A 26,774-nucleotide genomic window follows, 5' to 3' on the forward strand; every position below is an offset into this window, starting at 1 on the left:
AATGAAAACCAAACTTATAATTTTTCCTTGGAAGTTATTCATACTGTTACAATTATTATTATTTTTGAGTGGGTTTATTTACGGATGTTTCTCTGTAAATGATCAAATTATTCATTTACACCCAAAAGAGTTAGATACATCTACAGTTTTTCATAATAACATTTTAGTGCTTTTCAGTATTTTAGTTATAGGTACTTTAACAGGAGGTGTCTATTCCCTTTTTGTTGTCGTTTTTAACGGCGTAATAGTTGGTGAGACTTTATATACGATATTTAAAAGTGTAGGGATTTCACCTATATTCACTGGATTTTTACCACACGCATTACCCGAATTATTGTCCATATTTTTAATGTCTTCTATTACTTGTTTACCTATTTATATTCTAATAAAAATAAAAACCGTATCCTTTTTTTGGGAAAAAGTCTATTTAGAAATAGGAAGTGTGATTTTAATTGCATCGATATGTTGTGGATTCGCATCTTTAATTGAAGGTTACTATAGTTCATTTTAAAAGGAGAATTTCTATGAAAGAAAACGAAAAGAATTCTAGTTCATTTTTTAATAACAAAAAAAAGATTGTTTTATTTAATATTGTTTCTTTATTATTTTTTAACACGTTATTATCTACAATTATTTTCAATTTCAAATCCTTTCATGAATTCAAAGATTGGTTAACTATACTGGTGTTAATAACGGCAATGATAACACCCTTTATACTCATACTATGTTTTATTTTTACAATGTTTTGGTCATTGATAGGTCTAATGAATAAACCGGATCTATCCATAAAAAGAATGTATAGTGTAATATTATCAGGAACTTCAATCTTTTTAATTACACAAGCATTAAACTTTCTAACCATTATAAATTTTGGAGGAGATTTACCTCAGTTTATTTTTGTAGTATTCTCATTACTAAGTGTTGGATTCGTTTGTATAGCTATGTATGTTGGATTCACGAAATTAGTAGGGTTTAGTACAAAATTTTCAAAAATTATTTTATCCATTTTATTTATTATAGTTATCAGCTTAAACATGGTTCAATTATTTGGAGGTATAGATATTGACATATAAGATTCAAGTACCGAGATTACAATTTGAAAATAAAATAATATTACAAGAATCCTCTTTAGTCATTGAAGATGGAAAATCCTACTGTATCACCGGAGCAAATGGCTCTGGTAAAACTACGTTGTTAAATTATATACTGACAGGAACTGAAACAAAAATTTATAAGAATCAAAAACAAATTGATTTGTTAGCGTTCAAAAGAACTACCGCTTTTATTCCTAACAACCCACCCATTTTTGATTTACTTACAGGATGGGAAAATATTCAGTATATATGCTCTTTGTGGAAAATAAAAGATAAAGAGAATTACCTGAAAAATGTTCAAATGTACTGTGATTTATTTGAACTTAGTCAAGAATCTTTACATGATCAAGTACATACTTATTCTTTGGGAATGAAATATAAACTCTTTCTTATCTCTATGATTAGTCGTAATATTAACCTTCTATTATTAGATGAACCTTTTACAGCACTTGATAAAAATTCTCAACAAGAAATATATAAAGTTTTAATTACCTTTCTTGAAAAAGGAAATAGTTTACTATTTGTTACTCATATTGAAGAGTTTAAAAATCAACTAAGTGATTTTATCTATGAGATTCGAAATAAAACTCTTTCAACATTACAATAAAAGGAGTGAGTCTATGAATAAGTATTATATGATTGCCATCTTAAGTATTGTACTTTCTCTTGTATTATTTATATTTAATTTCTATCAGACTAAAATAGGGGGAGTTATATTTGCTTTAAGTATTGGAGCTAGCATTAAATTTCTAGCTGATGGCGTATTGAATGAAAGCAAACATAAAAAACACACGTAATAAAGTCCTGTGCCATAGTTGGACACTACAAATATAGAATAAGAATAAGGAGATATACAAAATTTTGTATATCTCCTTATTGATTTTGAACACTTTACGAAAAAACTGCACGCGATGCGTACGTAACCCCCTTCCTCCAATACCTAGCCCACTATCAGGTGAAAGTAAAACGCCAGTGTTGTCTACAACAAGGTATCTTACAAAAACTTGATCCCCCATCTCTTTATATGGGTTTCTGTGCCCCTCTAAAATATACCATTTCCGTCATATGGTTCTGGTGCAAATAAAGGATACATTCCAAAGAGCAATGGGGATTCCTATCGGAATCGTTCTTTACGCTGTTAATCCGAATAATTGATGAATAAATTCTTTTTGATTTTGAACAGACTGATTCCGTAAATCAACCTGTTCTTTTTTTATCATATGTATGGCTTCTACTCCTGCAAGAATACATATAGCTGTGTCAAAAGATTTAAATCCTAACATAGAGCGTAAACGTTTTTTAATGAACCGATGGTCTTGCTCCACTACGTTATTTAGATATTTTATCTGTCGAATTTGAGTGCCTAACGGCACTTTTTTCTCTTTCTTTAATTTAGTGATGGCAACTGGATAAGCAGGATTTTTATCAATTGTGATTGTACAAGGTTTTGAGACATGAAAAGACTGCAAAGCTTTCTTAAAGAATCGCTTTGCAGCCTTATGATTCCTAGTTTTACTGAGCTAAAAGTCAATCGTATTTCCCTCAGAATCAACCACGCGGTATAAATACACCCATTGCCCTTTTACTTTTATGTACGTTTCATCCACTCGCCATGAATCATTTGTTTAAGATGACGTCGGATCCGTTTATCCAGTTCCGGCCCGTATTGATGGATCCAGCGCATAATCGTGGTATGAGCTAAGGATAATCCTCTTTCTTCCATCATTTCCACCAAGTCTCGAAAACTTAGATTGTACCGTAGGTACCAACGTACAGTTAATACAATGATATCCGGTTGGTAATGCTTCCATTTAAACAAATTATCCCTTTGCATACTAATCACACATCTTTTATAGAGTAATACTATCAGTATGTCCAAAGTTTAGAGATTACTTGCAATTCCTCGAATTTTTTGCACCAGAACCACTATTTTGTACAATCAGGCATAGCTAAAAAGATTCATGCATTGTTGCGATAATCAATGTATCTAATTTATTGTGTGTACCTGCAGAAAAAGCACCTATCGTTACAACCAATAATTCATATGAATTGGTTGTAACGACCAAACGTTCTCGCTGTCAGTTCATTTGTGGCGCTGATATTCTATTGTAAGACGTTTTAAATTAAGTTGAATAGCAAAACGAATAAATCGATTACTAACCGTTTATAAAGGTTTTAGATACCTTTAAATACAATAGGTGTTTTTCGTAGGTGAAATACAACTCCATATACACTGTATGCTCCTTATTTCGATTGATTATCCTCTGAATCAGCGGAGGGGGGTTACCTTTGTATCGCTCTATCTTCAGTGACCTTACCAATTTATATTTCTAAAATCTTGTATTACGATTCATACTAATTAGACATAGCGGTTCGTAATCAAGTTCCATATCATGAAACAAGAAACATCAATACCATTGAGAATTATTATTTTTTAAAATGAAACTCGCTTATTTTTATACATAAAAAGTCTCCCCGTTATTTAGTCTTGTCTATACAAAGTCGATATTTTTTATGATTCACAACGGTTCTATCATATGGAAAGTCGCCACCCATAGCGGTTACAATTTCAATTAATATGGATCGTTCATACTTTTTGATCACGATACCAGTAATCTCCATACCATCTCTTTCAAATACGATTGTTTCTCCTATTTTCGCTTGCATAACAAACCTCCTTTAAATTTTCAATTTATATATGCGTATATAATAAATCGAGTCTCTCCTCTTGTAAACACAATCCGAATTTTCTCAATTAAAATTTGGATACATGTTACAAAAGAATAAGATGCTCTATGAGTTATTTGTGTCGAAAATTGTAAAACAAGCTATTTTAGCGCCGGAATTAGTTTCATAAACAAAATATGTTTCTTTTGTTATCATAAGGAAAAAGAAACATAGGGGAGAATGGAAGATGAATGCAAAAGAAACGAGAATTCAAATTATAAATATACAAGAACAGCATTGCCGTGGATGTGAATATCTATTCGGCTCCTATCAACATTGCATTGCAAATTGTAAATGGGGGAAAGAAGTATACCAGTTAGGAAAGCATTTGTCTGGGGAGGAAAATGTGAGAGCAAAGAATGCAGAATGGAAATGGGATCAATTGTGTGAGGATACGGTTCAGTTACGGAATACAGGAATGGGATATGTGGAAATTGCAAAACGGTTAAAATGTCGCGCCAGTAGTTTACGTGAGCATTTGAAAAAGCGTGGACTATATGAATGATGTATCAACGATGTTATAAGAATATGGATGGTATTTAAAAGTGCATAAAAAGCTTGCAATGTTAGCATGCGGTATTTTTGCTCATCTGCCAGTTCTTATTGAGAGACATGCTAGTGGGTATGGAAGGAAGTAAATTTGCTTCAATAGGATGAACATAAGCCGTATACTAGCCAAACGAAGCCAAAACCTGAGCTTAGGTTTTGGCTTCGCAACATATGATGCATGCAAACTTAGGTATTATTTTTTTATATTAATTTTTCCAATAGTATTAAATTCATCATCAGGTTGTAAGGAACGAATTAGTTCCTTACAACGTAAAATTTTCCCATCTTTCAATTCAAAAATCGCTATGATTTCTACGACACCACTATTCCCATTTTTCTTCTTTACATGAATCTCATATCTTAGCGTTGCTGTTTGCTTCTCTTCATCAAATAAAAAATCATAAAAAGGAGACAATTCTAGTGTGTCTACTATACTTTTTAAAGTTTCCATGTGAGTATGAAACCCTTGTATATTCACCTCGGTACCATCCGTAACTTGCATATATTGGTCACTAAAATACTCTGATATTTTATCTAACTTCAAATCTAAAATAACATCTTGATACACTTGTTTTAGAAATGTATAAGCTTGTTCTTTATGCAACATGATCAATCCTTCCATATTTCGTTTGTCCATGCATTTCAAAAGGGGATAATAATATCTAATCTTACTTCATCAAATGTATTAAATAGATGATAGTGGTTCTCTGTTTTTTGATGAAGTTTTTCATAAATGGAGGCTAATTTGCTTGAGAATAACATAGAATTTGTTAGATGTTTTTATAAAAAACCCCCTTTATTTATAATTTGTATGAAATGAACCAAGTTTATTATATTAGAAAAAACATATTGTCCTTATAGCTAAATGATTGAGAAATAAAGATGTTTTGTAATCTATATGTAACAACTTTTTATTACATATAGGGTGCATGGCGCTTAAAATGAATGTGTAAGATCATGCATATTCCGAAGGGATAAACTTTTTAGGAGCAATGTAATTACAGACCAGTAGATATTCGAGGGTAATAAAAATAACTTTAAAATTCAGAATTTTTAATTTGTTTTTTCTCAACATTTGAATTAAAATAAACCTATATTCTATCATTCTCACAGAAGGGATTAAAAAGAGATGAAAATGGTCTTATGTTCATTATTAGAAGAGTTGCTGCAAGACTATGAGAAACATCATTCACGTATGTATTTTATGTTCAAACAAGACGAAGGGGACTATGTTTTTACTGATGTGAATCAGGCATTATTACAAACTGTTCATCAACAAAGAACTGATTTTGTAGGACAAACAGATACTGCACCGCATCTTGGAGATGAAGCCACAAGGAAAAAATTAAAAAACATTTATCCATTAGCTTGGTCCGGAAAAAAAGTGATTTTTTACTGTTTTCCAGATCGTAATGTAGATATATTTGTAATCACATATCTTGAACCTCAATATGAAAAGGGAAAAGTGGTACAAGTGAGGGGGCGCTGTGCATCCTTTGATAAAAATGAATTTCATGATACGTTACAACATCTTGAAGAGTTTGTCACTTTTGAAATGGTACCTGAATAATTCACAGTAAGTTCCTTCTCCCATCACATATATCAGCTGTGTATGTGCGAAGTCATAGTGAGCGCGATTATTTTCTCAACAAAAATGTTAGGTACATATGATAGAATCAATCTAGATAGGAATTTTATGTATATTTGTCAGTATATCAAGAGATGTTATTAAAATTAAAGTGGTTATCAAGTCAAAGGAAGACACTCATGAGAGTGTTTTTCTTTTTCCAAAAATAATGAGTGCTAAGAAAAAGAGTATGTAATACATATATGCTCCTTATCCATATGCTTTTCTAAGGACCTTTAGCTCAGTTGGTAAGAGCAGACGGCTCATAACCGTCCGGTCGTAGGTTCAAATCCTACAAGGTCCATCACTATTTGTATACCTTTCTTATTAGAACATGCATGGGTATGGACCATCCTAGTCCAGAAACAGTTACATGGATCATGATAAGATTGAAAATGAATACATGTAATAAACAGAAAAAGGTGCTCCTAGGGGCACCTTTTTCTGTTTATAGAATTTTAATATATATATTACTTCTCAATATATATAGAACGTATAATCGTACGTGTGTATGGATGCCCCGCCTTATTTTTCCCTTTCACATCAATGGTAAGATTGTATACACCGGATTGCTCTATATGCTGTAACGTGGTAGATAGCGTATGTGCATCTACTTGCTGAACGCCATCAGATTGTGAAATCAGTGTACCTGTCTCATCGACAATTCGAACCGTCATAGAGACATCCTCCGCTTCAACTGGGTTTTTATCAGCAGATTGGATTTGTAATTTTGCTTGATTTGCTTTCAGCTTAGCCGGTATTTTCAAATGGAAAGGTGCTTCTTGTTGATACTGTATTATCGCTAAATAAGCATCTTTCCCTTTCGTATTCATACGTATCTTCCAGTCTCCCACTTCCATACTTTTTATTTGAAATGTATGAATAAAGGCCCCTTTAAAAAAGGTATCATCACCCGTTGTTACTACCGCATCCTGTTTGGTGTAAACCTTCCCTGATGGCGAAATAAGTTGTATCTCTACTTGTTTACGCGCAGTCAAAACCGATACAGTTCCTGATGTCAATGTATCCACAGAAAACACAGCGCGGTTTTCTTGATGTGGGATCAGTTCTCCGCCTAAAACCGTTTGGTTTTCTGTCGGTCCTAACTCTGTATAGGGCTCATTCCTAGAAGGCGCGGCAGACGGTGACCATGCTGGCCCCATTTTTTTCGTTCGTAAGTAAGGTTCTATGCGAGAAAAGACGGCACTTCCCGTTCGAATTGAATCATGATCTAATGTAACATCAGAAAAAAGGTGGGCACCGTACGGCAAAGTGGTACTCCATTCACTGACAAGGCCATCGTTATTTCCATATGGTGACAAATACAATCCTCCCATAGATAAAGCAGAAAAAGTAGGCCCCCAACTGGTTCCTGCTATCGTGTAATATTGATTGGATTTTGTGGCAGGATTACTATCAATAATCGAACGAAATCGTGCCATTTCCCCGGTTTGTAACGCATACGTTCCTTCATCTTGTTGCCCTAGTAAAGAGGCAAGCCATCCCGCCCACCAACTATAGGATAAATCTGCTAGATGTGTCCCATAATGAGGGGATCCAAGTGTGATGACCTTATCCACAAAACGATGCGCCCCATATTGTACAAGAGCCGCTTGTGTATCAATGCCCCCTTTGCTATGCGCGATAATGTTGACTTTTTTTCCAAAATGTTGCGAAATGACTTCTAATTTTGCAGCTAATAGTTTCCCATTTGTCCAAGGACTTACCGACCCTGTTCCCGCCGCATCGTACAGTTGTACAAAAGCAGTTTGATAGCCAGCATCGTAAGCAAGGTCATACATCGTATTTTTTCCATGATAGTAAGTATCTCCATACCAATCATTTGCCTTTCCGTTTTTTCCTTGCACAAATACAATCGGTGATTTGGTAGGATCTACCTGTGTAGGCGTTGCTCCCACAAACCAATCCCCTGGCTGGAATGTTTCTTTTGGTGGAAATACCTTTCCGTAATTTGGATGTGTTTCTGCAGATACAGAAGGTGCGTTATAAAAAATGAAAAATAAGAAAAGCAAAAGAAAGGATTGCAGTAGTCTTTTACAATGTTTCAAATGAATACCCCCTCATGTTTTTATCTTTACATACACTTTCAAATGAAGATTACATCTTCTCGGCCCCCTTTTGTACATATAATTTCTCATGATATTCGGTCTCCAAAAGAGAAAAACCTTTTATTCTAGCCGTTTCGAGATATTTCTCAAAATACTTCCCTTATATCCGATATATAATGGGGAGACCTGGCAGGATTGTCTAGGAACATAGAAAAAGGAGGGGAAGAGGATGAAAAGGGGAACCCGAATATTGGTTACTTTCTCATTGGTTTTGCTCGGACTGCCTATCATCTTTTTAGCTTTTATTACATGGAAGCATAAAAAGCCATCCGAATCTGTAAATCTTATGATAGAAAACTCGCAAGAAAACAGATTACCATCCTATACGCCATTCCAAGTTACTACCTTCAACATTGGTTACGCAGGATTAGATGCAAAACAAGATTTCTTCATGGACGGAGGAACAGGCTCACGTTCTCGTAGTAAAGAACAAACCAAACAGAATTTACAGCACATGTCGTCCTTTTTAAAAGAAGACCATGCAGATTTTGTCTTGTTACAAGAAGTCGATATCAAAGCATTCCGTTCTTTTGATCAAAATGAATATCAATTTTTTCAACAGGAGTTATCCTACCACGCTTCTACATTCGGTTATAATTATAGGAATCCATGGGTTCCGGTTCCCTTTTTGCGTCCCATGGGATATGTGGAATCAGGACTGGCTACTTTTTCTACCTACTTCATACAACAGGCAACTCGTTTTCAATTACCAGGGAGAGAACCTTGGCCCAAACAACTCTTTGATTTAGATCGTACGATGGTAGAACACATGATCCCGGTTGAAAATGGAAAGAACTTACGAATCGTAAATCTACATGTCTCGGCATATGATGCAGGTGGGAATATCCGCAAACAACAACTGCAATACATAAAACAGTATATGCATACACAGTATCAGAAGGGGGATTATGTGATTATAGGTGGCGACTGGAATCAGCTACTGTCAGATATTCAGTTACAAGACCCCGCATTTCTAGCCGCCTGGCCCAAATGGTTAGTGCGTTTGCCCCAAGATTTTACAGAAGGAGGGTTTCAATGGGCTGTAGATTCTTCTGTGTATACGGTACGCGATAATCGTACGGCATACATCAAAGGAAAAAGTTTTGTGACCATTATTGATGGATTTGTAGTCTCACCTAATGTGGAAATCCTTCAAGTCAAGGGACACGATTTACAGTTTACACATAGTGATCATAATCCTGTGAGTGCTGTTTTTCAATTACAGTAGAACGGAAGACATACGTTCGAATAAACTTTTGGGAGACGTGAATAAACATGAAACAAGCATATACAATTGTTGTTATCGGAGCTGGTACAGCTGGGATTTCCTTGGCTGCTCATTTACTCCGTCATGCCCCTGTATTAACAGAACAGGTGGCCATCATAGACCCTGCTCAAACACATTATTTCCAGCCACTATGGACCTTTGCGGGAGCTGGGATTGTCAAAAAAGAAGCAACGATGAAAAAGCAATCCGACCTCATTCCAGAAGGCGTACATTGGATACAAAGGAACGTTGTGGAAATAAGCCCTGTAGAAAACAGGTTGCTGCTAGAGGATGGAACTGTTATTGCCTATGAAATGTTAATTGTAGCTGCGGGTATTCAAATGCATTGGAATCACATTAAAGGATTGAAAGAATCGATTGGGAAAAATGGGGTTTGTAGTAATTATTCGTATGACTATACGGATGCAACCTGGAGAGAAATCCAACAATTTAAAGGAGGAAACGCTATCTTTACGCATCCGAATACCCCTATCAAGTGTGGCGGTGCACCCCAAAAAATTATGTATTTAGCCGAGGAATACTTTTGTCGCCAATGTGTCCGGGAGAAAAGTAAGATTATGTTTCAAACAGCAAATCCACATATTTTTCATGTACCTCGCTATGCTTCCTCTTTAGAAAAGGTAATTCAGAGGAAACAAATTATAACGAACTTTCATCAGAATTTAGTAGAAATTAACGCTGAAAAAAAAGAAGCGATTTTTGAAGATATACAAACAGGTAATAGAGAAAGCATACCGTATCACCTCTTACATGTTGTCCCGCCTATGGGACCACCTGATATGATCAAGAATAGTTTACTAGGAGACGAAGAAGGATGGGTAGATATAAACCCTTATACACTGCAGCATGTACGGTACCCCAATATATTTGGGATTGGGGATTGTACCAATTTGCCAACTTCTAAAACGGGGGCGGCTATTCGAAAACAAATCCCTGTTGTAAGAGAAAACCTGTTGGCATTTTTACAGGGACAGGAGGTACAAGCGACATACAATGGCTATACATCTTGCCCCATTGTCACGGGATATAAAAGTTTGATTTTAGCAGAATTTGATTATCATCAGGAAGAACAAGAAACATTTCCGTTTGATCAATCAAAAGAAAGATATAGTATGTTTTTGTTAAAGAGATATGCACTTCCTTTTCTATATTGGAGATATATGCTAAAAGGCATTGTATAAGAAATAAAACATTGTCAAAAGGAATTCTGGTTAAAAAAGAGTTTGAAATATAAGGGGGCTGATGTATGTTATTAGAATGTTTTTATCATGAAAAATTGGCTCATGCTTCTTATATCATGGGGTGCCAGGATCACGGAGTGGCCATCGTTATCGATCCAGGACGTCACATCGAACAATATATGGAATTTGCTAGAAAGCGAGGATTAGACATCATTGCGGTAACGGAAACACATATTCATGCTGATTTTGTATCTGGTGCAAAAGAGCTTGCGTTATCTTGTAACGCAATGTTTTATGCATCAGCTGAAGGGGACAGTACGTGGCAGTATCAGTATCTCGATCAAGTGCCATACCATCTTGTCAGAGGTGGTAGTGCATTTCATATTGGTACGATTCAATTTCAAGTTATTCACACGCCAGGACATACGCCTGAAAGTATTTCATTTCTAGTCATAGATACAAAACAGCATAATGAAACCAATGACAAACCGATAGGGATTTTTACAGGAGATTTTCTATTTGTTGGTGATGTAGGTAGACCAGATTTATTAGAAACCGCTGTTGGTATTCCACATCATGCGAAGAGTAGTGCCAAAGACTTATTTCATTCGATCCAAAAAATCAAAACGATGCCGATATACCTACAAATTTGGCCCTCCCATCGTGCTGGTAGCGCATGCGGAAAATCATTAGGCGCCATTCCCTCTTCTACAATGGGCTATGAGAAACTTTTTAATTGGGCCTTTCAAACAGAGGAACAAAATTCTTTTGTGATGCATGTATTAAGTGGCCAGCCGGAACCACCACCTTATTTTTCTAAAATGAAACGAATCAATCAAGATGGTCCGCCGATTCGTACACAGGGTCTCATAAAAGAAATACATTCTTTCCCTGCATGGCAACAACTAGCACATACCGACCAACAAATCATTGATACAAGAGAACCAACGTTTTTTGCATCTGGTCACGTAAAGGGGTCCCTGAATATTCCTTATAACCAGTCTTTTACAACCTGGTGTGGTTGGCTCCTAGAGGATAGCCAGGACCTTATCATCGTTATCGATCCTCTGTCTGCAAATATAAACGAGGTACGGAGAGATTTGGAAGCAATTGGACTAGATCGTACGATAGCCTATATGCCTTCAAACACACTGGAAGATATAGAGTCATTAGAGACGTATGAAGAAAGAACTGTTCAAGAATTGTTTCCTCTTATACAATCGGGAACCCATCCCGTTATTGATGTTCGAAATCAATCGGAATGGAACGAGGGACATCTTCCGCATGCCAAACATATCATGCTAGAACACTTGACAGAGCATGTACAAGACATTCCAAAAGATCGTCCGATTATTGTACAGTGTCGTTCTGGTATACGTTCCGCTATTGCAGCAAGTATATTACAAAAACATGGTGTAAAGGACGTAATAAATGTACAAGGTGGCTATCTAGCATGGCTAAAGGCGGAATTCCCTATTTGTAAATGAACAGATAAACAAATACGATTATGATATGAAAGAATGTAGGATCAAAAGAATAGTAAAAAGGGATAGAAATCTATAAAAAACCGTTACATTTTATAATGAAACAAATATAACGGTTTTTTATGTATCATTTGAATTTGTAAATTACTCTATACGATAGCTTGATACATTATTTTCTGTGCAATATTTCTTATCTTTCCCTTCCTTCTGTTTGATTTGCTTGGAATTCCATTTTCAAAGCAATACTATCTCCTTGGAACATATTTTGATCGTTTCCATTGTCTTCAAATATAAACTTCATCCAAAACCAATCCATTTTCCCAGGTTGTAACCCTCGTGATTCCGTCCACTTGGATGCAAATACTTTCTTTGAAACGACTTCTGATCCTTGTTCTTTTAGTTCTGCAAGGGTTGTTTCATAAACAGGGCTCTTTGCTGGATCCCAATCCCAAAGGAATTGTACTTTTATATGCTTACCAAAATCATCTGCCTGATTATTTTTTAGAACATCGTTTACCGTATAATCTATTTTCATCACAACATCTTGAATAGCTAACGTACCACTATTTTTTAAGTTGAATTTTTTTAATATTTTATCCCCTGGTTTCAACTGATTTAAATCCAATGAAGTAGTAGGTTGCATAGCTAAATCTAATGTACCCGCCGTAAATGTGTTATTCGTTACCACTTGATCGCTAAAATAGGCATATGTTCCCCCACCGATGAAAGATAAACCAAGAGCGGCAGAAACCACTCCTACCCCTAATTTCTTTTTGAATGACATATTTTGTTCCTCCTATTCTATTTCTAATCTATGTAAGAACCCCTTGATATAGATATAGCACGAATAGAGAGAAGTTTATATGGAAAATCAAAACACAACATATTGAGAAAATTTTGTGGTCATCTAGCTTTCAGAAATGCATCGCTATACAAAGTTACGTGTATCCCTAACATCTTGTTTTTCATTCTTACTCTCTAATATAAAATACTTACCCACACAATTTTCTCATAAATAAATGCTAGAACATGGCATATAACCCTTATGAAAGCTATTTTTATAAAGGTAGGGGGTGAAAAGATGAAGTTACAGAAGAAATCTCGATGGATTTTATTTGGTGCATTTCTAGTATTACTACTAATAGGAGTGGGGTATTCTTCAATATTACGACAAGACAATCCAAAACCGATGAAGAACGCACTACCCGTACAAACACCAGAAACGTCGATTAAACATGCTGTTTTACAGGAATTATCGCAACAAAAAAAGACACTAGGGGAAGAATCACAGATTACAGATACACAAGTGCAGGTGAATGTGAAGCGGTTATCCAACGATAAAAACTGGGCATTTGGATCTGTAGTGATATTGGCCCCCAATGTAACAGGCGCATTTCCAGAAGGAAAACTCTTTATTGCGAAACACGCTACTACAAATTGGCAAGTCGCTTTAGAAGGGATGGATTTGTTCAGCGAACTTTCACAACAAATTCCCGATGCAATGATGAGCGCGCAAGAAAAAAAGGCATTTTCTTTACTTGGGCATGCGCAGGCCCTCTCACAGAATAGACCTGAACTTCGGTTACCTTACGAAAAAGGACAATCTTGGGTGATGTCTGGCGGTCCTCATGGATGGTCAGGATCAGATAGACCCTATAGTTCTCTTGATTTATATGGCGGAGACCAACGCGTGTTAGCTGCGGGGGATGGCATCGCTTACACCATGTGCGCAAATAACAGAGGCTGGATCCGTATCTATCATGAAAATGGATATGCCACGGATTACTATCATTTGTGGAATAATATGATACCAAATGGTCAGCCAGTCCAAGAAGGAACCTTTTTAGGGTATACGGGGACGGATGTATCGTGTGGTGGATATGCAAGTGGTCGCCATGTGCATTTTTCCCTCTTGCAGGGCAATACGCGTATCCCTTTACATGGAAAAGAACTAGGTGGCTGGGTATTCTTTGAAACCTCTCCTTATAATGGCTATGCGATGCATGGGAGTACAATGAGATATACAGGCAATACTTTGTATAATTACGGAAAACTTCTGGCGAATCAAGGAATTATAGATGCCAATGGAGGGCGTACAGTAAACCTTCGTACAGGCCCTGGTACGAACTATTCGGTTGTAGGTTCTCTTCATGATGGAGAGGTTGTAACGGTTTCTTGTACCGTAAATGGGGCGACATTTACTGGTCGTAAGGGGAGCACAAATAGATGGAATCAACTCACAAATGGGTATTGGATGAGTGACGCCTATCTGTATACAGGTACCAATGATGCGATAGCTTCTTCTTGTAACAAGTAGCGCATCATATATGTATGTAAAATGAAAAATTGAGAGGTTCCCTTACATGGAATAGCCTCCAATTCGGATGATTCCAATCATTATTTTTATTAAGATAGAACCCAGAATCTCTTCTTATACAACAAACAGAAGGTACTTTGGTATACGCCTCTGTTTGTTGTATGTATAAAGATTCTAAATTCCATAGCTAGCATACAAGTTTATAAAAAATAAAGTTCTATTTTCTATTACTTATGTTAGGAATCTTTATATTTAACGAATAGCTGCGCCATTTGGTATAGCATTTTTCATCCACTGAGGAAGCATAGCTGCCTCTGAATGAAAAGCATACTTGTTCAAGATAGACGGACTCGTAATCCAGCGTTTCATTGGTTTTCCAGTCGCATCTTTATCAAGAAAATAGAGGAACGAATCCTTTTCAAACCGTACTAATCCCATATCCGGATCAATACTTCTTCCATTTGGAATCGTATGTAAGCTTTGAAATTCTAATACCCCATCCCAATTTTTAAAAATACGATTATACGTATCTGAAGCTGTAATGTAACGTTTCATGCCTCTATCCACTAAATAGATGGCTGGTTTTCCTACTTCCTTTACACGATAGCCATTATAGACATATTGGTCATTTTGTAGAAATTCTTGGTTCATAGCAGTCATTTTTTCTTGACCAGCTGCATGGGCTTGCGGTGCAACAATGATACTGCAGCCAATCAAGACAGCTAATGTAAATTTTGATAACCCTTTCATCATCTTTTCCACGCCTTTCATTTTTAATTGTAGAATGCAGACATGTAAGACATTCTCAGAAGTTCTTTCCACGCTGTCTATTATAATAAGAGCGTTATCATTTTGTTATCATTTTTTATGTAGAAATACAGGGAATCTATTGAGAAAATAAATAGGCATATTTCTAATCCTATATGTTCGTTTGTCTACAAAATATGAATACATACTCGTACACCATCTGTTACTGCTGAATATGAAAAGGAAGAATTGTATCTAGCTTTTATCAATAGCTTAAGCCCTGTTTATAATTCAGTGGGGCTTATATTTTGCAATGTTATATTCCAAAGTTCTATATTTTTACATATTTTCCCGCTTTTTTATATAGAAAATTTCTAGTACTTTATAAGTAAGCTGTTATGTAACTTATTTTGTAAGAGTAGGAAACAAAATAAGTTTTTTAGAGAGACTTTCTATAGAAGGTCTCTTTTTTTCTCTCTCATCTATGCTTCAAGAAGGAAAATACAGGAGTATAGTTAAATACTTATAGTGGTGTCATACACCATTTTTTTAAAACCATCGAAGACAAACCGAATATATCATCTAAATGAAGAGGGAGCGGTCCGATGGAATTAGAACAAGTTGTGCGCAAATATGAAACAGATTTATTACGTTTACCTTATGTTGTAGGAGTAGGAATGGGATTTGTACAAGGAAAAGAAGTAATTCAAGTATTTGTTTCGAAAAAAGTACCACGTTCTCAATTAAAAGCAGTGGAACAAATACCTACACAATTAGAAACATACCCCACGAACATTATAGAAGTGGGGACCATTACAAATCATTACACAGGATAAGGGGGAGATTGTTATGGGAAAACATTCAAATATAAAGGTATTGACTGTTCAGGAACAACAAGACATTCAAAAAGTGCAGCAAAGTGTAGAGGATGATTTCTTACAGTTTCGGAATGTAACAGGCATTGGAGCCGGTATTCAACAGGTAAATGGGGTTATGACGGGGACACCTTCTTTACTTGTATTTGTAGACCAAAAACTACCTGTTGAAACATTAGAAACCAATCAAGTCATTCCAAAAGAAATAAATGGAATCAAAACCGACGTCATTCAAACAGGATATCTATTTGCTGGGACTCAACAAACATTACAAGTTGATACACAAGCCCTTTCCACTCGAGTTCGCCCAGCAAAAGGAGGGTATAGCGTTGCTCATCGAAATGTGACGGCAGGTACGATTGCGACTTGCGTATATGATATATTACCGAATGGTTCTACCAATCCGCCAGCACATGGATATGGTATCCCAAATCGATACTATATACTAAGTAACAATCATGTCTTAGCGAATAGTAATAACGCGAACATAGGTGATCCTATTTTACAACCTGGCCCGATTGATGGAGGGAGCGATCCAGCGGATCGGATTGCGACCTTATCAAGATTTATCCCAATTACCTTTTCTTCACAAGTACCACTTGAAAATCAAAACAATCTCGTTGATGCCGCGATTGCAGAAGCACCTTTTCATCAGATAGATCGTTCCATTCATTGGATTGGTTCTGTGCAAGGCTGGCGACGAAAACAAAATGTTACCGTCGGTACACGCGTCATGAAAACGGGACGGACCACAAATCATACACATGGCGTCATCACTGCAGTAAACGCAACCGTCGATGTAAATTACGGAAGTGGTAGGGTTGCACGGTTTCGAGATCAAATTGTCACAACCAACCTTTCTTCGGGCGGAGACTCTGGCTCTTTAATCACGACAAATGATGGTGTTGCCATTGGCTTGTTATTTGCTGGTTCAACCTCAGTTACAATCGCCAATCATATAGAACATGTACGATCGTTACTTGGCATCGAAGTGGCAGAAAACATATTATAAACCTGTTCTACCCATACGAGACCTATTCAACATCTAATCGCTATATGTTATATAATTCTTTTTCTAAAACAAATGAAAAAACGAACACCATGTAATCTTTTTCAAGGCCTTTACAAGGATTTCAAACAAAAAGTACGCCTTGGTATCAAAACCAAGGCGTACCAATCAGGATGATGAGCCAGCACATGTTTACGGAACAGGTACTCATATGCTAATTACTCCGGAACAAGATAATAATCTATCCTACTTATATATATGACAAGATAAAAAAGATGGGATTAGACTATGTACCTAGTACTTTTAATAATTCTATAGCTGCTGGAATAACGGCTCCTAAAAATGTTAACACAGCGATTGTGATGGCCATATGTATAAATCCCCTTCCCTAATAAAGAATTTTTCTCATTATAACGTTTAATAGATATAGATGCAATAGTTTTTCAACTTTTCAGAAATTATATTTTTCCTTCCATTACTTTCACAAAAAACAGTTTCGCACTACCACTCTCATTCTTTGTTCAAAGGGAATTTCGTCTTTTTATCGAATCTATACACCATACCCTGTTTAGAGGAGTGATTTTCATTGACAGAAATCGTAAAAATTGAGGAACTCAACACATTCTTGCCTTTGGCTTCTTTAGAAGCACTACCTGTGGAAGAACAAAAGATGCGACTACAATATTGGAAAGAGCACTTTTCAATCAAAGAAATCTTAGAAGGATTAGGAACCTATAAAAATAAACTCTATGATTTGTATAAAAAACATGAAATTACGACCCAAGGGCACATGCAGGCAAAACGAAAAGGAAAAGAAAAAACTACTCCCAAAGAAGATACACCTAACACTCTAGAATATACTCATTCCACCGAACCAGCTCAAACGCAAACACTCCCATCAACCATCCCAATGCAAGATGTACCCGTGATTTCAGAAACTAAACCGACAACAATTCCGTCAGCACCGATAGAGCCTTCTATTCCAGAATCCTTTCATATCCACTATACAGGCCGTAAATCAAAACAGAAAGTCATTCACCAATTACAAGCGCTCGCTACTTTGTTAGAAGAAGAATCACACGAACAATACCAGTTCTCGATCCAAATTGAAACAACATGCTTAAAATAAAAACAGACAAAGGATACAAACCACCTATAATTTTCTTAACCTTTTGTATAAAGTACAGCTTGTATGAGAAAACTGTTAATCATCCATAATATGTATTCCATTTTGAGTAGCCATTATTAGCTACTCTTTTTTTATTACTTACTGTTCACTTACAATACTTTTTCAAATGGGATATCACCATATATATTAATTAGGATGCAGAATATTTTTGTATCGTTTCTAGGACAGCTGACACAATGCTTTGCATATGTTGATGCAATTCCGTTATTTGTAGCAATAATTTTTCTCTTTTATATGTTTTCATCTCCCGCACCATTCCTACAGAAAGTCTTTTTATTTCTTGATATGATTCTGAGCTTTCAAATGCTACTGTCTCTATATATGCTAATTTCGGAAATGAATTGTGCTGTTCTTGTTTCTTGCTCTCCCATTGCTGAAATACATATTCAATCCATAGCCGGATTTCTTCTTGCATAAGTATGAATTTCTGTATTTGCTCTTCTTTTTTATTGCCCCTCATTACAGTTCACTCCATTCTATTTCCATATCAAAAACCTCTCAAAATAATTTTTTTATGTTTTATTTTGAGATCCCCTTTGTTTCTAAAACATATAGCTCATTCACCAAAGAATCATATTCTCTTCGTGTGATTTGCTTTCTATACAACTGAATTAATAACTCTTGATGTACTTTTGAAAATGCCATTTTGTCAATCCATTTGGGATACATGCGATGCCTCTCTCCCTTTCTGTTTGAACATTTTGTCACATTGCATTATTTTATCTCGATATTCAAGTTCGTTCAATTAAAAATATATTTTTTTGAAAATATCAATTTACAATTGACTTATAAGTCATTACAATAGACCTATAATATAGGAAAAAGAGGACATTAGACCTTTACAACATATAGGAGATGCATATGAATGACATGAAACTACAAGATGTTATGACCACTAACGAAGCAAGCTATCGATGGAATATTAACGAATCCACCTTACGAATGCGGATTAAAAATAGTCCTATAATCGACGAGTTAAAAACACAAGGATTAATTAAGTATTTCCTGAAACCCGGAAACAAACGTGGAGAATATTTATTCACTGTTGAAGCGATGGAACGTCTTTATGGTAAAGAAAAAAGAAGGTAATAGAAAGCCCTCAGCACCCACCAAGACTGCGAGGACTTTCCACAATATCATTTCCATTCAGAAAGGATGACAAATATGTCAAACGCTTTACAAATTAAAAATGATGAAGCTATTGTATCACATTCTGAAAGACCACAACAGACACCTCAGACGCCAAAAAATAAGCTACTTACCAAATATTACGCACTGTGTGAATGGTTTGGAATTGATGGTTGTAACGAGTCTCAACTATACTTTTTCGGTACTTTTCTTGCACCTATTATTCTATTCACAATAACGTACGTGATGGGAGGTGTCTACTATGGCTTCTAATGGCAGCATTCACAAAATCAATGTTGGAGATTATGTAACATTTCCTTACCGTCATAACCCCTCTCTGCAAGTAACAGGATATATTATAAAAGTACTTGAACATACTAGTATTATAGATATTTCTGAAATGGAATCCTTTTTCCAACTTGGATTTGATGGACGCCGAGTTGTTCGACATGAACAATATAAACCCGTTCCATTCAAATCCTGTGAAAAGGTGGCACAGTAAGTATGTACCTATTTGATGTGAGCTATTCTGTGGATGGAAACAACTTTTCAAAGTCTTTTTTGTTGGCTGAGTCGGGAGATGGATTTGAACTCCAAAAACCGTTGCAAACCTTGCTGGAACAAGAACACGTTGCACCTGTATACATGATGGAAACAGATTTGGAAGAACTATAACCGATCATACAGCATACACAAAAAAAGAGGTGAAAATATTGATTAGTTTTCTCATAAGTGGTTCTGTTGTCTTATTCTTGGCTGGTGTTTTATTTACATTTAGAAAAAAAGGATTATCTATTTTTTCTAAATGCGCACTGATCGGATTAAAATTATACGGTATCATATTTGTAGGTGTCCTCATCACGTATGTATTCTATTGCTTTCACTATTATGCGCAATAAGGAGGCGTTTTTTTGAAAATTAGTGCCTATACACTTTCTTATACCATCGTAGCACCAAGTGGAGAAATATACCCGACACAAGAAGTAGTCATGTATACAGCTTCACAAGAGCGTGCGATTCAATTACTAGATGATGAAATGCAGCGAAGATTAGGGAAGGGATACAATCGACATATCTCTTGTACAAATCAAGAAAAAGAAGAACACGAACCCATCCAACTGTCCCTTTTCTAACGATAAAAACCCTTCAGGTCGTTAGCTTACCTGAAGGGAAAAATCGAAACAAATGCCTCCTGCTTGTAGGCATTTGCTATGGGTGTTCAATATAATGGAATATACGGAACACCTTGATTGTATCATATACTCATATAGAGGAATACTGGAAAATTCATCATGTGTTCCTACACAAAATCCCCTTGGAATCGCATGAAACATGCATGTGATTCTCAAGGGGATTCCCTTTACACACCTCGCTACTACTCTCTTATTCTATAGCCATTCCGTTGCCAAGACTGTGTGCTTTGCTACGCCTTACCTATACTAAAAAAAGAGCAGGCATACAATACAACGTCAGTATTGTGTGCCTGCTATACATAGGGATTTTGATTTTTGTTGAAGCTACTATGAAAAAAGTGAAACATGTTAAACTCCGCATATTGGAAGTCATATTAATTGATTTTCCTTATTATACAGCAAATATCGACAGGATGACAGAGCAACCCCCTTATTTCAGATGTTCGCCTTTTATTTTACATGTTTTTACATTATGGTACGTGAAATTATTAGTTTCCTTCTTAACCATCTCCAATTCCTCACTTCATACAAAAAGCGAAACCCCTTGCGAGAGTAAGAGTTTTCGCTTTTTCATTTTACTAGCATACCCTTTACAACAAGTTGCAATTTATACTTCAATGTAGTCGCAACTTGTAGCTATTAATATGTATGCTATATTCCACAAAATAATTACATTTTAATTATCCATTTTACTATTATTAATCTATTCATCAGCATTCACTTTTATGTCCAAATGTTTCTTCTGCATAAAAATTGGACATCTTGGACAACCTTGTAGCAACTATTAAAATATAAGGGTGTTAATTATGAACTGGTTTAATTTAGGTAAAAAGAGAAGCAAATTTGGGCGTTGGATAGACAAACAGTCAGACATCACTCAATTAGATTTAGAAAATACTTCAAAATTAAGTAGAGGAACGATTTCTAGAATATGCAATGAAGAATCTTATCAACCTAAATATTCTACAATTTTTAAGATTAACAAAGGATTAAGGATATTGAAAAAAGATGTTAAATATGAAGATTTTTTTTAGAGTAGTAAATGCTTACCATACGTCTTTCATTAAATATGTTTGCACATACACATTATGTTTCAGCGCATAATTCATTAATTGCTTCTCCCTACATTCAGATATCGTACAAAAGATGATGATGGGCTTAATTTGCTGTTGCTTCTGATAAATGTTAGTTAAATAAGCATAACACTGTATTTTCTTTTCATTCACTTTCATATGCTGTAGTCGGTCTACTTCTACAAAGTGAGGGACATTGTCTTTTGTGAAAAATGCGTCTGGAACAATTGTTTTTTCTTCTCCTTGATAGCGCAGAGTGATGACTTGCTCTGTTTTCCAATCAGGAAAATCTAGCCACATCCATGCTTCATTTCGCAATAAAATATGTTCTAATTGATGCTTCTTTTTTCTTTCTTTTGCCTGTATGCCGAGTAGTGCCATCCCTTTTTTATTGAGATAATACACATACTCTCGGTTGTGCGAAGTCACATGACAGTAGGAGCGTAAATCCTTCAGAATACGATTGGCATTCCGAATGCTACCTAGACAATGAATGGCTTGCAACTGTCGTCTAGACGCAAATTCCAATTTACTTAAACTCGATAAAATCTCGATTTGTCTCGCTTTTTGTTTCAGTTTTTGATGTTTCAATTTGTTTCACCACCTTATACTGTTTTAATGCATTCCACATTTCCTTATTGGACAGATAAGGCACTTGAATTTCTTCTACACGATCTGTTTTGAAAAGCGCTCGCCCTGGTATGGATGGAAGTTCTTCTAATCCACTTTCATCTATCGCCACCTGTGAAGCCACTACGGTCGGTAAGCGGAATCCAATCTTGGCATCACTATTTTGTTTAATCTGTCTCGGTAATGTATCAGAAGTCGGGTACTGGGTACAAAAAATCAAGCGAAACCCCAATGCTCCGCCAATCCTCGCTATTTCAGACAACATTTCTTGACACATATAGAGCATATCTCTCTTTTGCTTTGGCAATCCCTGTGTTGGACACAAGTTCGCTGATTCATCAACTATAATGAAATAGCGTTCTTTGATTGGTGTATCTACAATGTTGGTAAAATAAGATTCTTTCATGCGTACTACCTGTTCCACCATCTTTTCACGAATTCGTGTCAACATATCAAATGCTTGCATGGGATTCTCCGCCACTTCTTCTACTTGTGCCAAGTCCTTGTAAGGGCTGAATTCCAATCCTTCTTTTAAGTCAATCACATAGAATTTCACATGACTGGGTTGCTGTAAAATTAAGCTGGTCATCATATTTTTGAGAAAAACTGTCTTGCCAAAACGAGTCATCCCACTCACGCACATATGCGGTGTTTTTTCAAAATCATGATAAATCATTCGATCTAACGCTCTTCCCATAATGACGTTCCATGTCTTCTCTCGTAACAATTCACTCGACCAATGCCATTTTTCAGGAATACATTGCTGGAATACTCGTATAAACAGCTCCCGTTTTTGAAAGGAAATCATTACGGGTTTATACAACCCTTCCTCTAATACTTGCGCTAACTTCTGTATGAGCTGACTCGGCACACCTAATGGCAGCCGATAGACAAATGTTGTACTAATATCATCCTCTGTTTGTTTCAAAAATACGGGGTACTGCATTTCTCCTTTATGTTGTACGCACACTTTCGTGATTTCAAAAAACGCTTTGATTTTCTTTTTATCACTTAGCTCTCTTCCCTTAAAAAAATACGCTACTGTTAAAAAAGTAACTGGAATTACCAAAAGCGAAAACATAAACTCCATACCTCCCTAGAGGTAGTTGGGGTTATGTAGTACATAAGAAAGAAGTTGTTTCCATGCATTGCGACAGCTCCCTTCAACTACCCGATGAAATACTAGCGTAGAAATACATCGAGCATATCACGTAGCACATACCAGACCGTGCCAATCAACAAGCATTTAAGACCCGCACGTGGCACCCAATCGGGAAGGTGAAGCCCTTTTCTTTTCAGCAATTTAATACCCATAACGGTTGCACCTGTCACGCCATATACAACCCCTAATTCGCCTACAATGGTCATGTTATCGCCATCCTTTCGGTTGAATGGATAAATTCCCTTGAGAATCCTTGTATAACTGGTAATCTTCCAATAATTCATTCCATGATACAAGATGTTCAGTCCCGTACAAATTATCCTCAATCTTTTCACTCAAATAATGGTATCCACGGTATTGTCGATTTAAATATACGTCATGACGTAGCATGTGCTCCTGTATCGCTGTTATATCCTCTTCTTTTCTCGCACTTTTGTACAGTTGTTGCAAAGTGCGAGAAGAATAAAGATACGGTGTACTGTACAACATTTGATATTGTCCCATGTATTCTCACCATCCATATAAGATTCTAGGTACATTAAATACATATGATAATAATATGTATTTTTGAATTTGTACCCAAAAAAGGACAAATAAAAAATGCTATTTCCTTATTAGAAATAGCATTTTAAATAATCGCTATGATCTTACGGATTTATGTATAATCCAAACCATAACCAGTAGAAACAGTAAATATGAACCACTGCCAAGAGGCTGAAATAGACTAGCGATATATGTTGTTGCTGGTTTAATAATAACGTTGCTTACTAACCAACATATACTAACAATTCCAAAGCCATAAGCTAATAGTTGTGCAATCGCATTATCCTCTTCCTTATAACGCATCCAGAAGTAAATTGTAGCAATTATCATACCGCCTACAGCAATTATTTTTATTGTCCCTGGTATATAGGGATGAAACATTTGCGGTTCCCAGCCAAGTAGAAATTCAGTAATCCCTTGTATCCAATCTGGAACTGGATTCTTTTCCATATAATCAGCTAATTCCAACAACACATAGGGAATTGCTATTACAGCACATACACCAAATAAAACAAGAAACATTAATAACCATCCACCCAAATATTCTTCACCTCCTCATACACTTATATAATAGTAAATACTCTTCACAAACAAAAAATTCCTTTTTTCTACAAAAAAGGAATTTTGGTTGTTATACTAGCCATATAGATACTCATTAAAATTAAACTAATAGTTTTTCTATTATTCATTCTATAAACATTACAATAAATTAAGTAATTGGTTGTCAATTATCAAATTCCCTTAATTTTCATAGACTTCGAAACCGAGGTGTTATTTAAATTTTAATGTATGCCTATAATTTTTTGCGAATTCTTTTTTCTCAATATTATAAAAATTCTTTATATATTATAATAAAGAGACCTAGTTATTAAGATTATTCAAAAAGGAGCGTTTAAATGAAATTAGTACAAACAAATTCTAAAAACCAACTTTTCAACCAATTAGACATTTGGTATTCAATAATCCGCAAACAACATGTAAAAGAAGCTACCGAATACTATCATTCCATTGATAGTTCCATTTTTAAAGAGGACAAAACATTATATACTCTATATCTATTATTTCATTTTAGATATACAATTTTATTAGAAGAATATGAATATGATTTAGAGCTACAAGCATCTGATTTCTCTAATGACCATAAACTCAATTATTATTATAATTTTTTTAAATTTATACATAGAATGAACACTGGGGATTATGAACAAGCGCAATGCTATTTTGATACTACAAAAAAAATGCTACCATTTATAGAAGATGAATGTGAAGTGGCAGAATTCAACTATCGCTCTTCTCTTTATTATTACTACTTAGATGATCCAATTTTATCAATCTATCACGTCAATAATTGTATTAGTTATTTTTCTCAATCGAAAGACTACACAATAAAGGTAGCTGCATGTGAAAACACGTTAGGAATGTCCTATACAACATTAGAAAAGTGGCAATTAGCTGAAAAGTTTTTACTTTCATCTATTGACACATTCCAAACATGTAATGAGCAACAGTTGGTTTTAAAAGTAAAATACAATTTAGGATTGCTCTATTCTGAGCAAAACCGTCCCGATTCGGCAATAGAGTACCTCTTAAATTCTTTTGAAAATGAAAAAGACTACAAAACAATGTATTTATTAGCCCGTGAATACTATAAAACAAATAGTAATTCACAAGCATTAGAATATTTACAGAAAGGTATGCAATATGCTAACGAAGAATATAGACATCATTACAATATTTTAATTGCTTTCATTGAAAATATACCTGTAGAAAAATTGGAAATCATTATAACCAAAGCTATAGAATATCTAGAACAACATAAATTATGGAGAGAAATTCAATTATATAGTGAAGAGCTGGCAATCCGTTATCTCAATGAAAATAATCCAGAAAAGTCTAACGAATTCTTTTATAAAAGTTATGCAATCAAAAAAATGTTTACCTAACTGGGGGAATTAAAATGAAAAAAGTAAAAATTATCATTCTTACAATAATGAGTATTGGAGTATTTTCATTAGGATTATCTAACCTCAATTTCAAAGAAATTGGAATTGATCAAAAATCAAATACCATTCTTGTCCAATACAGTCACGGTAAAGGAATTTAAGGTAATCAAAAAAACGGTATTTTCCATACCGTTTTTTTGATTTAAAATCGAATTTCTCTCCCCTCTTTTAAAATTTTGCGCTTATTATTTGAGATTGGCTTTGCATCAGGAATCATTTCGCCTGTAGATAAATTTATCCAGTTCGAACTACTATTGATACGCCATTCTTTATTTTCCTCTATCCATTCTATCCAGAATTCAACATCTACGGATTGTCCATAAACAGTAGCAGGCTTACTATATTTCACATATGTCGTAATAATTTGATTGGGCTGGTCGGTTTGACTATATGTATCTAATATTTGATAAGTTTGTATTCTCCCTTGTTGTGTCGCTCCTCGCCAATCTGCAAGATATGCATACTTCGGTAATACTTCCTCTTGTACCCGCTTCGTTAAAAACTTCTGCTGTATCTCACGTACCATTTCATCAGAAATTTTCACCCCTTCTACCCGTACATAGGGATCTAAATATTCTTTCGTGCGTTGCTCCACGACTGTTACATCATCAGCCGATAATTTCTTTTTTTGCTCTTTCTTTTGAGAGGTTTGTTGTACTTCCTGTTTTGCTACTTGTTCCGTAGGAGAGGAATCACCGCTTTTAGCTACGATGATTCCAGCCATCACTCCCACGACAAGAAGTAATACACCAACGACACTATATAATACCTTTATCTGTTTCATGCTATTCACCCTTTCTCATTATAGTTCCAATCCCCTACCCTT

At 35.5% G+C, this 26,774-nt stretch carries 33 protein-coding genes, 1 tRNA gene and 1 pseudogene; 22 read left to right on the forward strand and 13 right to left on the reverse strand.

The window, feature by feature from the left end; genetic code table 11:
- Position 1 precedes the first annotated feature (1 nt).
- From QCI41_RS29145 to QCI41_RS29160, 4 genes are read left to right on the forward strand one after another with little or no spacing between them, the layout of a single operon-like run.
- Positions 2-511: a stage II sporulation protein M gene (locus tag QCI41_RS29145; protein ID WP_069356917.1), complete on the forward strand. Its 510-nt coding sequence runs from the start codon at positions 2-4 to the stop codon at positions 509-511.
- 13 nt (positions 512-524) lie between these two features.
- Positions 525-1,073: a hypothetical protein gene (locus QCI41_RS29150; protein WP_069356916.1), complete on the forward strand. Its 549-nt coding sequence runs from the start codon at positions 525-527 to the stop codon at positions 1,071-1,073.
- Complete coding sequence (locus QCI41_RS29155; RefSeq protein ID WP_069356915.1) at positions 1,063-1,701, forward strand: ATP-binding cassette domain-containing protein; 639 nt, start codon at positions 1,063-1,065, stop codon at positions 1,699-1,701. Before QCI41_RS29150 ends, QCI41_RS29155 begins: the two co-directional genes overlap by 11 nt.
- A 13-nt stretch (positions 1,702-1,714) precedes the next feature.
- The gene (locus tag QCI41_RS29160) at positions 1,715-1,891 is read left to right on the forward strand and encodes a hypothetical protein (RefSeq protein WP_164727829.1); all 177 of its coding nucleotides are present in this window, start codon (positions 1,715-1,717) and stop codon (positions 1,889-1,891) included.
- 333 nt (positions 1,892-2,224) lie between these two features.
- On the opposite strand, the pseudogene QCI41_RS29165 reads toward QCI41_RS29160, so the two are convergent.
- Both QCI41_RS29165 and QCI41_RS29170 read right to left on the reverse strand, forming a co-directional pair.
- Positions 2,225-2,928: pseudogene (locus QCI41_RS29165) on the reverse strand (IS6 family transposase).
- 644 nt (positions 2,929-3,572) lie between these two features.
- The gene (locus tag QCI41_RS29170) at positions 3,573-3,761 is read right to left on the reverse strand and encodes a DUF2187 family protein (RefSeq protein ID WP_087967839.1); all 189 of its coding nucleotides are present in this window, start codon (positions 3,759-3,761) and stop codon (positions 3,573-3,575) included.
- Positions 3,762-4,008: 247 nt separating this feature from the next.
- On the opposite strand from QCI41_RS29170, the gene QCI41_RS29175 reads away from it, so the two are divergent.
- Positions 4,009-4,326 carry a hypothetical protein gene (locus QCI41_RS29175; protein WP_065486709.1) on the forward strand — a complete coding sequence of 106 codons (318 nt, stop codon included), beginning with the start codon at positions 4,009-4,011 and terminating at the stop codon, positions 4,324-4,326.
- Positions 4,327-4,563: 237 nt separating this feature from the next.
- Here QCI41_RS29175 and QCI41_RS29180 read toward each other — a convergent pair whose 3' ends face one another.
- Complete coding sequence (locus QCI41_RS29180) at positions 4,564-4,977, reverse strand: nuclear transport factor 2 family protein (protein WP_353838963.1); 414 nt, start codon at positions 4,975-4,977, stop codon at positions 4,564-4,566.
- Positions 4,978-5,499: 522 nt separating this feature from the next.
- On the opposite strand from QCI41_RS29180, the gene QCI41_RS29185 reads away from it, so the two are divergent.
- Entirely contained in the window at positions 5,500-5,940 is a 441-nt protein-coding gene (locus tag QCI41_RS29185; RefSeq protein WP_353838962.1) for a hypothetical protein, read from the forward strand.
- Positions 5,941-6,227: 287 nt separating this feature from the next.
- Positions 6,228-6,301, forward strand: a tRNA-Ile gene (locus QCI41_RS29190).
- Between the two features lie 166 nt (positions 6,302-6,467).
- Here QCI41_RS29190 and QCI41_RS29195 read toward each other — a convergent pair.
- A complete protein-coding gene (locus QCI41_RS29195; protein ID WP_353838961.1) occupies positions 6,468-8,066 on the reverse strand; it encodes an esterase/lipase family protein in 1,599 nt (532 codons plus the stop codon).
- 229 nt (positions 8,067-8,295) lie between these two features.
- Here QCI41_RS29195 and QCI41_RS29200 point away from each other — a divergent pair, with 229 nt between their 5' ends.
- The 3 genes from QCI41_RS29200 to QCI41_RS29210 all read left to right on the forward strand — a co-directional run bounded on the left by QCI41_RS29200 (position 8,296) and on the right by QCI41_RS29210 (position 12,082).
- Positions 8,296-9,354, forward strand: a complete 1,059-nt coding sequence (locus tag QCI41_RS29200; RefSeq protein ID WP_353838960.1) for an endonuclease/exonuclease/phosphatase family protein — start codon at positions 8,296-8,298, stop codon at positions 9,352-9,354.
- Positions 9,355-9,395: 41 nt separating this feature from the next.
- Positions 9,396-10,595, forward strand: coding sequence for an NAD(P)/FAD-dependent oxidoreductase (locus QCI41_RS29205; protein ID WP_353838984.1), 1,200 nt, complete (start codon positions 9,396-9,398; stop codon positions 10,593-10,595).
- A gap of 65 nt (positions 10,596-10,660) precedes the next feature.
- A complete protein-coding gene (locus QCI41_RS29210) occupies positions 10,661-12,082 on the forward strand; it encodes an MBL fold metallo-hydrolase (RefSeq protein WP_353838959.1) in 1,422 nt (473 codons plus the stop codon).
- 187 nt (positions 12,083-12,269) lie between these two features.
- On the opposite strand, the gene QCI41_RS29215 is transcribed toward QCI41_RS29210, so the two are convergent.
- On the reverse strand, positions 12,270-12,863 hold the full coding sequence (locus tag QCI41_RS29215) for a TasA family protein (protein WP_086387979.1): 594 nt from the start codon (positions 12,861-12,863) through the stop codon (positions 12,270-12,272).
- Between the two features lie 297 nt (positions 12,864-13,160).
- Here QCI41_RS29215 and QCI41_RS29220 point away from each other — a divergent pair, with 297 nt between their 5' ends.
- Entirely contained in the window at positions 13,161-14,396 is a 1,236-nt protein-coding gene (locus tag QCI41_RS29220) for a peptidoglycan DD-metalloendopeptidase family protein (RefSeq protein ID WP_353838957.1), read from the forward strand.
- Positions 14,397-14,648: 252 nt separating this feature from the next.
- Here QCI41_RS29220 and QCI41_RS29225 read toward each other — a convergent pair whose 3' ends face one another.
- Positions 14,649-15,149 carry a hypothetical protein gene (locus QCI41_RS29225; protein ID WP_353838955.1) on the reverse strand — a complete coding sequence of 167 codons (501 nt, stop codon included), beginning with the start codon at positions 15,147-15,149 and terminating at the stop codon, positions 14,649-14,651.
- A 599-nt stretch (positions 15,150-15,748) separates the two neighbouring features.
- Between QCI41_RS29225 and QCI41_RS29230 the strand changes: the two genes are divergently transcribed.
- The 3 genes from QCI41_RS29230 to QCI41_RS29240 all read left to right on the forward strand — a co-directional run bounded on the left by QCI41_RS29230 (position 15,749) and on the right by QCI41_RS29240 (position 18,156).
- The gene (locus QCI41_RS29230) at positions 15,749-15,979 is read left to right on the forward strand and encodes a hypothetical protein (RefSeq protein ID WP_061656737.1); all 231 of its coding nucleotides are present in this window, start codon (positions 15,749-15,751) and stop codon (positions 15,977-15,979) included.
- Between the two features lie 13 nt (positions 15,980-15,992).
- A complete protein-coding gene (locus tag QCI41_RS29235) occupies positions 15,993-17,030 on the forward strand; it encodes a chymotrypsin family serine protease (RefSeq protein WP_353838954.1) in 1,038 nt (345 codons plus the stop codon).
- A 583-nt stretch (positions 17,031-17,613) separates the two neighbouring features.
- Positions 17,614-18,156: a hypothetical protein gene (locus QCI41_RS29240; RefSeq protein WP_000136353.1), complete on the forward strand. Its 543-nt coding sequence runs from the start codon at positions 17,614-17,616 to the stop codon at positions 18,154-18,156.
- Between the two features lie 190 nt (positions 18,157-18,346).
- Here QCI41_RS29240 and QCI41_RS29245 read toward each other — a convergent pair whose 3' ends face one another.
- Entirely contained in the window at positions 18,347-18,676 is a 330-nt protein-coding gene (locus tag QCI41_RS29245) for a hypothetical protein (protein WP_069356907.1), read from the reverse strand.
- Between the two features lie 401 nt (positions 18,677-19,077).
- On the opposite strand from QCI41_RS29245, the gene QCI41_RS29250 reads away from it, so the two are divergent.
- The 6 genes from QCI41_RS29250 to QCI41_RS29275 all read left to right on the forward strand — a co-directional run bounded on the left by QCI41_RS29250 (position 19,078) and on the right by QCI41_RS29275 (position 21,571).
- Positions 19,078-19,305 carry a helix-turn-helix domain-containing protein gene (locus QCI41_RS29250; RefSeq protein ID WP_078188141.1) on the forward strand — a complete coding sequence of 76 codons (228 nt, stop codon included), beginning with the start codon at positions 19,078-19,080 and terminating at the stop codon, positions 19,303-19,305.
- 75 nt (positions 19,306-19,380) lie between these two features.
- The gene (locus QCI41_RS29255) at positions 19,381-19,617 is read left to right on the forward strand and encodes a hypothetical protein (protein ID WP_078188140.1); all 237 of its coding nucleotides are present in this window, start codon (positions 19,381-19,383) and stop codon (positions 19,615-19,617) included.
- On the forward strand, positions 19,607-19,846 hold the full coding sequence (locus QCI41_RS29260) for a DUF2187 family protein (protein WP_208742846.1): 240 nt from the start codon (positions 19,607-19,609) through the stop codon (positions 19,844-19,846). The genes QCI41_RS29255 and QCI41_RS29260 overlap by 11 nt, the downstream gene beginning before the upstream one ends.
- A gap of 2 nt (positions 19,847-19,848) precedes the next feature.
- Positions 19,849-20,019: a hypothetical protein gene (locus tag QCI41_RS29265; RefSeq protein WP_197235578.1), complete on the forward strand. Its 171-nt coding sequence runs from the start codon at positions 19,849-19,851 to the stop codon at positions 20,017-20,019.
- 236 nt (positions 20,020-20,255) lie between these two features.
- Positions 20,256-20,477, forward strand: a complete 222-nt coding sequence (locus QCI41_RS29270) for a hypothetical protein (protein ID WP_065486452.1) — start codon at positions 20,256-20,258, stop codon at positions 20,475-20,477.
- 866 nt (positions 20,478-21,343) lie between these two features.
- Positions 21,344-21,571: a transcriptional regulator gene (locus QCI41_RS29275; protein ID WP_078188154.1), complete on the forward strand. Its 228-nt coding sequence runs from the start codon at positions 21,344-21,346 to the stop codon at positions 21,569-21,571.
- Positions 21,572-21,583: 12 nt separating this feature from the next.
- On the opposite strand, the gene QCI41_RS29280 is transcribed toward QCI41_RS29275, so the two are convergent.
- The 5 genes from QCI41_RS29280 to QCI41_RS29300 form a co-directional block, all read right to left on the reverse strand.
- Positions 21,584-22,201, reverse strand: coding sequence for a replication-relaxation family protein (locus QCI41_RS29280; RefSeq protein WP_353838953.1), 618 nt, complete (start codon positions 22,199-22,201; stop codon positions 21,584-21,586).
- Positions 22,140-23,321, reverse strand: a complete 1,182-nt coding sequence (locus tag QCI41_RS29285) for an FtsK/SpoIIIE domain-containing protein (RefSeq protein ID WP_353838983.1) — start codon at positions 23,319-23,321, stop codon at positions 22,140-22,142. The genes QCI41_RS29280 and QCI41_RS29285 overlap by 62 nt, the downstream gene beginning before the upstream one ends.
- A gap of 101 nt (positions 23,322-23,422) precedes the next feature.
- Positions 23,423-23,608 carry a hypothetical protein gene (locus tag QCI41_RS29290; protein ID WP_353838952.1) on the reverse strand — a complete coding sequence of 62 codons (186 nt, stop codon included), beginning with the start codon at positions 23,606-23,608 and terminating at the stop codon, positions 23,423-23,425.
- Position 23,609: 1 nt separating this feature from the next.
- A complete protein-coding gene (locus tag QCI41_RS29295; protein ID WP_353838951.1) occupies positions 23,610-23,906 on the reverse strand; it encodes a hypothetical protein in 297 nt (98 codons plus the stop codon).
- Between the two features lie 135 nt (positions 23,907-24,041).
- On the reverse strand, positions 24,042-24,485 hold the full coding sequence (locus QCI41_RS29300; RefSeq protein WP_353838950.1) for a hypothetical protein: 444 nt from the start codon (positions 24,483-24,485) through the stop codon (positions 24,042-24,044).
- Positions 24,486-24,841: 356 nt separating this feature from the next.
- Here QCI41_RS29300 and QCI41_RS29305 point away from each other — a divergent pair, with 356 nt between their 5' ends.
- Together QCI41_RS29305 and QCI41_RS29310 are read left to right on the forward strand one after the other, a co-directional pair.
- Positions 24,842-25,888 (forward strand): response regulator aspartate phosphatase, encoded by a 1,047-nt coding sequence (locus QCI41_RS29305; RefSeq protein WP_353838948.1) that lies wholly within the window; start codon positions 24,842-24,844, stop codon positions 25,886-25,888.
- Positions 25,889-25,902: 14 nt separating this feature from the next.
- Entirely contained in the window at positions 25,903-26,049 is a 147-nt protein-coding gene (locus QCI41_RS29310; protein WP_180232176.1) for a hypothetical protein, read from the forward strand.
- Between the two features lie 41 nt (positions 26,050-26,090).
- Here QCI41_RS29310 and QCI41_RS29315 read toward each other — a convergent pair whose 3' ends face one another.
- Complete coding sequence (locus QCI41_RS29315) at positions 26,091-26,732, reverse strand: hypothetical protein (RefSeq protein ID WP_353838947.1); 642 nt, start codon at positions 26,730-26,732, stop codon at positions 26,091-26,093.
- Between the last annotated feature and the right edge of the window lie 42 nt (positions 26,733-26,774).

This window comes from Bacillus cereus group sp. MG4, assembly GCF_040460055.1.
Classification (GTDB): Bacteria; Bacillota; Bacilli; order Bacillales; family Bacillaceae_G; genus Bacillus_A; species Bacillus_A wiedmannii.

Coding starts and splice junctions, on each gene's coding strand:
- QCI41_RS29180 (WP_353838963.1), bottom strand. CDS start 4,977: ATGTTGCATAAAGAACAAGCTTATACATTTCTAAAACAAGTGTATCAA.
- QCI41_RS29210 (WP_353838959.1), top strand. CDS start 10,661: ATGTTATTAGAATGTTTTTATCATGAAAAATTGGCTCATGCTTCTTAT.
- QCI41_RS29215 (WP_086387979.1), bottom strand. CDS start 12,863: ATGTCATTCAAAAAGAAATTAGGGGTAGGAGTGGTTTCTGCCGCTCTT.
- QCI41_RS29315 (WP_353838947.1), bottom strand. CDS start 26,732: ATGAAACAGATAAAGGTATTATATAGTGTCGTTGGTGTATTACTTCTT.
- QCI41_RS29235 (WP_353838954.1), top strand. CDS start 15,993: ATGGGAAAACATTCAAATATAAAGGTATTGACTGTTCAGGAACAACAA.
- QCI41_RS29285 (WP_353838983.1), bottom strand. CDS start 23,321: ATGTTTTCGCTTTTGGTAATTCCAGTTACTTTTTTAACAGTAGCGTAT.
- QCI41_RS29295 (WP_353838951.1), bottom strand. CDS start 23,906: ATGGGACAATATCAAATGTTGTACAGTACACCGTATCTTTATTCTTCT.
- QCI41_RS29145 (WP_069356917.1), top strand. CDS start 2: ATGAAAACCAAACTTATAATTTTTCCTTGGAAGTTATTCATACTGTTA.
- QCI41_RS29175 (WP_065486709.1), top strand. CDS start 4,009: ATGAATGCAAAAGAAACGAGAATTCAAATTATAAATATACAAGAACAG.
- QCI41_RS29255 (WP_078188140.1), top strand. CDS start 19,381: ATGTCAAACGCTTTACAAATTAAAAATGATGAAGCTATTGTATCACAT.
- QCI41_RS29185 (WP_353838962.1), top strand. CDS start 5,500: ATGAAAATGGTCTTATGTTCATTATTAGAAGAGTTGCTGCAAGACTAT.
- QCI41_RS29310 (WP_180232176.1), top strand. CDS start 25,903: ATGAAAAAAGTAAAAATTATCATTCTTACAATAATGAGTATTGGAGTA.
- QCI41_RS29275 (WP_078188154.1), top strand. CDS start 21,344: ATGAACTGGTTTAATTTAGGTAAAAAGAGAAGCAAATTTGGGCGTTGG.
- QCI41_RS29200 (WP_353838960.1), top strand. CDS start 8,296: ATGAAAAGGGGAACCCGAATATTGGTTACTTTCTCATTGGTTTTGCTC.
- QCI41_RS29245 (WP_069356907.1), bottom strand. CDS start 18,676: ATGAGGGGCAATAAAAAAGAAGAGCAAATACAGAAATTCATACTTATG.
- QCI41_RS29265 (WP_197235578.1), top strand. CDS start 19,849: ATGTACCTATTTGATGTGAGCTATTCTGTGGATGGAAACAACTTTTCA.
- QCI41_RS29160 (WP_164727829.1), top strand. CDS start 1,715: ATGAATAAGTATTATATGATTGCCATCTTAAGTATTGTACTTTCTCTT.
- QCI41_RS29260 (WP_208742846.1), top strand. CDS start 19,607: ATGGCTTCTAATGGCAGCATTCACAAAATCAATGTTGGAGATTATGTA.
- QCI41_RS29230 (WP_061656737.1), top strand. CDS start 15,749: ATGGAATTAGAACAAGTTGTGCGCAAATATGAAACAGATTTATTACGT.
- QCI41_RS29170 (WP_087967839.1), bottom strand. CDS start 3,761: ATGCAAGCGAAAATAGGAGAAACAATCGTATTTGAAAGAGATGGTATG.
- QCI41_RS29150 (WP_069356916.1), top strand. CDS start 525: ATGAAAGAAAACGAAAAGAATTCTAGTTCATTTTTTAATAACAAAAAA.
- QCI41_RS29250 (WP_078188141.1), top strand. CDS start 19,078: ATGAATGACATGAAACTACAAGATGTTATGACCACTAACGAAGCAAGC.
- QCI41_RS29290 (WP_353838952.1), bottom strand. CDS start 23,608: ATGACCATTGTAGGCGAATTAGGGGTTGTATATGGCGTGACAGGTGCA.
- QCI41_RS29220 (WP_353838957.1), top strand. CDS start 13,161: ATGAAGTTACAGAAGAAATCTCGATGGATTTTATTTGGTGCATTTCTA.
- QCI41_RS29305 (WP_353838948.1), top strand. CDS start 24,842: ATGAAATTAGTACAAACAAATTCTAAAAACCAACTTTTCAACCAATTA.
- QCI41_RS29225 (WP_353838955.1), bottom strand. CDS start 15,149: ATGATGAAAGGGTTATCAAAATTTACATTAGCTGTCTTGATTGGCTGC.